Genomic DNA, 497 nt, shown 5'->3' with positions numbered 1-497 from the left:
AATAAAGTTTGATAGATACTACTTTTCTTGATTTTTCTTGCGACGATTAGTAGTTAAACCTGCTAATCCTAACAAACTGAATAGACCAAGAAGCGTCCATGAGCTAGTATTTTCAGTTCCTGTATTTGGCAGACTTGCTTCATTTTTAGTGGCTGGTGAGATTGGTTGAGTCCTAGCTTCTGACACTCGTACTACTTGAGGAGTATCACTTGCTTGTACCTCAGGTGGCAAGAACTCTTTGAATTCTGGAAGTTTTTCTTGAACAAGCGGAACGCCTTTTTCTGTGATAATTGGGACATTCTCTTCTGGATAAAACGGAAGTACATCTTGTTCAGTAGGTGTTCCCTTAGCTGTTACTATCTTAACTTTTAGAGTAAAGACTTGACTTGGTTGAGCATCTCCATCATCAAGATGGTCGAACATAGTTTTATCGTCTATATCTATTTCATCAAGGAAGTAACCTCGTTTCGCCAATTCTTTAACCTTAGCCAAAACTG

General features: G+C 38.4%; 1 protein-coding gene. It reads right to left on the bottom strand.

The window, feature by feature from the left end; translation table 11 throughout:
• Positions 1 to 18: 18 nt before the first annotated feature.
• A partial coding sequence (locus STRDD10_RS10090) for an LPXTG cell wall anchor domain-containing protein (RefSeq protein WP_156468665.1) occupies positions 19 to 497 on the bottom strand: 479 nt, incomplete at its 5' end.

Origin of the sequence: Streptococcus sp. DD10 (assembly GCF_001578805.1) — a bacterium.
Lineage (GTDB): Bacteria > Bacillota > Bacilli > Lactobacillales > Streptococcaceae > Streptococcus.
This window is presented reverse-complemented; position numbering and strand designations above follow the sequence as displayed.